At 61.4% G+C, this 4,347-nt stretch carries 4 protein-coding genes and 1 pseudogene; 3 read left to right on the top strand and 2 right to left on the bottom strand.

Annotation, left to right across the window (positions count from 1 at the left end; translation table 11 throughout):
- Both EN984_RS24280 and hemP read right to left on the bottom strand, forming a co-directional pair.
- The coding region (locus EN984_RS24280) for a ChuX/HutX family heme-like substrate-binding protein (protein ID WP_281057323.1) at window positions 1–410 on the bottom strand (410 nt) is incomplete at its 3' end.
- A 124-nt stretch (window positions 411–534) separates the two neighbouring features.
- Entirely contained in the window at window positions 535–747 is a 213-nt protein-coding gene (gene hemP, locus EN984_RS24275; protein ID WP_127271521.1) for a hemin uptake protein HemP, read from the bottom strand.
- Window positions 748–945: 198 nt separating this feature from the next.
- Between hemP and EN984_RS24270 the strand changes: the two genes are divergently transcribed.
- From EN984_RS24270 to EN984_RS24260, 3 genes and pseudogenes are all read left to right on the top strand, one after another.
- The gene (locus EN984_RS24270; RefSeq protein WP_127272242.1) at window positions 946–3,144 is read left to right on the top strand and encodes a TonB-dependent hemoglobin/transferrin/lactoferrin family receptor; all 2,199 of its coding nucleotides are present in this window, start codon (window positions 946–948) and stop codon (window positions 3,142–3,144) included.
- Between the two features lie 5 nt (window positions 3,145–3,149).
- Window positions 3,150–3,593: a hypothetical protein gene (locus tag EN984_RS24265; protein ID WP_023812248.1), complete on the top strand. Its 444-nt coding sequence runs from the start codon at window positions 3,150–3,152 to the stop codon at window positions 3,591–3,593.
- A gap of 85 nt (window positions 3,594–3,678) precedes the next feature.
- Window positions 3,679–4,347: pseudogene (locus tag EN984_RS24260) on the top strand (energy transducer TonB); the annotation flags it as partial.

Here is a 4,347-nt window from a genome sequence, read left to right as displayed (position 1 = left end):
GCCTCGCCCGCCGCATCGAAAAACTGCAGGCTGCGGCGGATTTCGTCGCCGTCTCGCTTCTCGACGGCAAAGCCGTGTGCCCAGACCTTCGGGAAGATGCGCAGGTCGATGTTTTCGCCAAGCACCATGGCATTGTGGTTGCCGGTGACGACCTTGTCATAGACGCCGATCTTTTCGTGCACCGCGCTCTCATTGCGGGTCAGCGCCATGACCTCGCCGACGGCCTCGAGGCCGGTCAGAAGATCGTTGACGCGCGGCTCGATGCGCACGACGCCGTCGCCGCAATGCGCGGCGACCAGTTCGGCTTCCGAAATGCCGAGCTGGGCAGCCAGATCACGCTCGCGCGTCTTCGGATTGTCTGTCCGTGCCCGCCGGATTTCATGCGGGGCGGGTTTTACGCGCTGATCCATGTTTCGTCCCTGCTGCCTAGAGCAATTCCGGGAAAAGTGTGAAACGGTTTTCCGTCCGGAATTGCGTTAAAACAAAGAGCTAGAGCGGTTCGGCGTTTCCGAGAAACGGTGAACCGCTCTAGCCTTACTTGTTGAGAATGAGCTTGCCCTGACGGGTGATCTTCAGCCGGTAGAGCGCACCGTGATGCTCGATGCCGATCTCGTGCTCGCCCTGGAACAGAGTGTTGCTGGACAGGGTTCGCACCGCCAGCGGAACCCGGTCGAAACGGGTGGGGGCCGAGGCATCGTCGGAACGGCGGACGCGATAGCGAAAATCGTTGGGATTGTGGGTGTTCATCTCTGTCGATCCCTTTCCTGTGCCGGGCGTCTGGCTAGGCGTTGCGTAATCCGATTCATTTCTTGACTTGAATAATCATGTTTACTAGTCAGTGCAATACCGGATTAAATGAGTCAACATTTAAGACGCCGGAGACGATCAAAAATGCCAGCCAGCCCCGGGCCAGCCAGCATGAAACCTGGACTTTGGAGTTGGGGCATGGGGTTGGTGACTTGGGAATGGCGTGGCCGGTCGGCGGCGAACGGCGCGGCGGCATTGTTGGCAAGCGTGGCGGCTATCGCCTTGTCGGCGCAATTGGCTAACGCACAGCAAGCGGCGCAGCCGACAGAGCAAACGAAGAAGGCTGAAGAAGAAAACGCCGCACCAGCGGGAGCAACGCTGCTCGACAAGATCCTCGTCATCAGCCGCACCGGCGAGACGGCGATCGAATCGCTGGCATCGACCAGCCATGTCGGCCAGGAACAGCTCGACCGCCGCATGGCGACGACGCCGAATGAGATGCTGCTTGGCGTGCCCGGTGTCGCGGCGCAGGCCGACGCCAGACGCGTCAGCACCAGTATCAACATCCGAGGCTTGCAGGATTTTGGTCGCGTCGCGGTCATCGTCGACGGCGCCCGTCAGAACTTCCAGCGTTCCGACCACGGCACGCAGTCGACCTTCTACATCGACCCCGAACTCGTTAAATCCGTGGATGTTATCCGTGGTCCTGTCGCCAACACCTATGGCTCAGGCGCCATCGGCGGCGTCGTCTTCTTCGACACCAAGGACGCCGGGGATTTCCTTAAGCCGGAAGAAACATGGGCCGGCTCCGTCACGGGACGCTATGAGAGCAACGGCAAAGGCTGGACAACAAGCGCATCCGGTGCCTACCGCCTCAACGAGAACTGGGACGTGCTCGGCAACATCGTCTACCGCAACTATGACGACTACAAGGATGGCGGTGGCGACACCGTCAAGGGCACCGGCTTCGATGTGCTTAGCGGCCTGCTCAAGACCACCATCCGGCCGACCGACAACAGTGAGCTGAAGCTCGGCTGGGTCGGCTCAAGCGACGGCTGGAACGAGATCAGCGGCGGCGTGCCGGTCAATGACGTCGACCTGAAGTCGAACACCTTCACCGCCCGCTACAACATTACGGATGAGGACAAGAGCTGGCTCGATCTCCATATCAACACCTCCTACAACAAGACCAATCTCGATCTGACCAGCCTCGTGCCTCTCAACCGGTTTGACCCGAGCACCGGCCTTCCAGTTGTTTTGCCGGCTGGCTCGACATCGAGATTCGACATCGGCACGACCAGCATCGACATTTGGAACACGTCCAGATTCGAGACTGCGGGAATCGCGCACGAACTGACCTATGGCGGCGACTGGGCCGGCGATAAAGTCGAGACCGGCGGCACGGCCGGTGGCGACAGCTTCTATACGCCTTCCGGCAAGCGGAACGTCTCCGGCGCCTATGTCCAGGACAAGCTCACCTGGGAGTGGCTCGAAGTCATCGCCGGGCTGCGTTACGACAATTACAGCCTCAAGGATGACACCCACGAAACGTCGGGGGACCGGTTGTCGCCGCGCATCACCGTCGGCGTCTCGCCTTTCGACAGCGCCAGCCTTGCCGGCCTGCAATTCTACGGCACCTATGCGGAAGGATACCGGTCACCCTCCCTGTCGGAAACACTGATCAGCGGTCGCCATCCGGCAGGTGTCACCTTCCCGTTCCTGCCCAATCCCAATCTGCGGCCGGAAACCGGAAAGACCGTCGAATTCGGCGTCAACTACAAGCAGGATGACATCCTCGAAGCCGGCGATGCGCTGCGCATCAAGGCAGCCTATTTCAACAACGATGTCGAAGACTACATCGATGGCGTTACCCTGTCGCGGTTTGACCCGACAGCCGGCTGCCCGAGCGGACCCGGTATCCCGATATGCTTCCAGTACCAGAATTTTGCCAAGGCCAAGATCGACGGCTTCGAACTTGAGGGCGTCTATGATGCCGGATGGGGCTATGCCGGGCTCTCGGCCTCAATCACCAATGGTCATACCATTTCCTACAAGGACGTTCGGGCCGACCTGCTGACCATCCCCTCATCCCAGGTCACCGCGCAGCTCGGCTTGCGCTTCCTCGAGGACAAGCTGACCGTGGGCGGCGAAGTGCAATACAATGGCAAGCCCAAGGGCAATCCGATCGCCGAGGACTACACGCTGGTCAATGCTTTTGCCAGCTACCAGGCGACGGACAATTTGAAGATTGATTTCCGCGCCGACAATCTGTTCGATGTAAAATACGCCAACCCGCTCAACCTGACCACGGCCGGCCAGCCGCCGCAGCCGGTTTTCGCGGCTTACGAGCCCGGCGTCACCCTGAAGCTGGCGGCGACGATGCGATTTGGAGGCTGATGACCATGACGAGCTTGATGACATCCCTTCGTCTGCTGACCTCGATGCTGGCGATGTCGCTTGCGATGGTTCCGGCATGGGCACAAGAGTCCGCGCCGGTCCCTGCGCTGACCCTTGAACTCAACGGTGCGCAACCTTCCGACAAGGGTTGCCGCCTGACGTTCGTGGTCAACAACAATCTCGGCGCCGACCTGTCCAAGGCGGCGTTCGAGATCGCCCTGTTCAACGAGGCCGGCGTCGTCGACCGGCTGACCGTGCTCGACTTCAAGGAATTGCCGGCAGGCAAGACCAAGGTGACGCGTTTCGATCTGGCCGGCACCGAGTGCTCGAAAGTCAGCCGCGTGCTGATCAACAGCGCGACCGAATGCACCGGTACCGGCGTCGAACCGAACGCCTGCATGCGAAAGCTGAAGACGGACACCAAGACCGGGATCGCTTTCGGAGTCTGAGGTGGGGCTGCATCATGCATTCCCGCGAAACACCGTAGTGCAGCCTCTGGCCGGCGATAGCAGACTGCCGGCGAACGATCTTGATTTGACAACTCTACTCTTGTCGCTGCAGGTCTCGCGGCGAGACATGCAGGACATCAATCCCCTCCCCGAGGCCGGCGCCGAGCTGACCATAGAGCCAACCGAGCCGCTCGCGCTGCCGCGGCCATCGGCCTGGAGCCGCAAATGGACGGCGGCGATCGTCGTCTCCTGCCTGCTCCATGTCGCGGTGGCGGCGGCCTTTCTGATCTCCCCTACGGGGATTTCCAGTTTCCAGGACGCCGAGCAGCCGGAAGGTAGTGAACAGTCGGGCAGCAACGTGGCCGGCAGCGCGCTGGACAAGGACCCGGCGGCAATAAACGTTGCACTGGTGCCCAGCCCGCAACCGGCCAAACCACAGCCGGCAACGCCGCCCAAGCCGTCGCCGCCAACGGAGCCTTCTCGGCCAGCCAAGGAAGCGGCAACGACCAAGCCGGAACCTGTCAAACAGCAGACGGTTGCCCCAGACATATTGGTGGCCGGTGTCCCACGCCCCGATGGCCAGAGCGTGGCTCCCAAGACCGAAACGCCGGCGCAGCTGACCGTTCAGCCTGAGAGCACGGAAGCGCCTGTCGCCGTTCCGGAGCGGCCTCCGATCCCTAGAGCCAGGCCAACTCCGGCAGCTGCCCCTTCAAAGATGGCGGATGAGAAGCGCGGCACGGCGGATGGCGAGGAC

The sequence above is a fragment of the Mesorhizobium sp. M7A.F.Ca.CA.004.12.1.1 genome (assembly GCF_003997835.1).
Taxonomy (GTDB): domain Bacteria; phylum Pseudomonadota; class Alphaproteobacteria; order Rhizobiales; family Rhizobiaceae; genus Mesorhizobium.
This window is presented reverse-complemented; position numbering and strand designations above follow the sequence as displayed.

Coding starts and splice junctions, on each gene's coding strand:
- hemP (WP_127271521.1), bottom strand. CDS start 747: ATGAACACCCACAATCCCAACGATTTTCGCTATCGCGTCCGCCGTTCC.
- EN984_RS24265 (WP_023812248.1), top strand. CDS start 3,150: ATGACGAGCTTGATGACATCCCTTCGTCTGCTGACCTCGATGCTGGCG.
- EN984_RS24270 (WP_127272242.1), top strand. CDS start 946: ATGGGGTTGGTGACTTGGGAATGGCGTGGCCGGTCGGCGGCGAACGGC.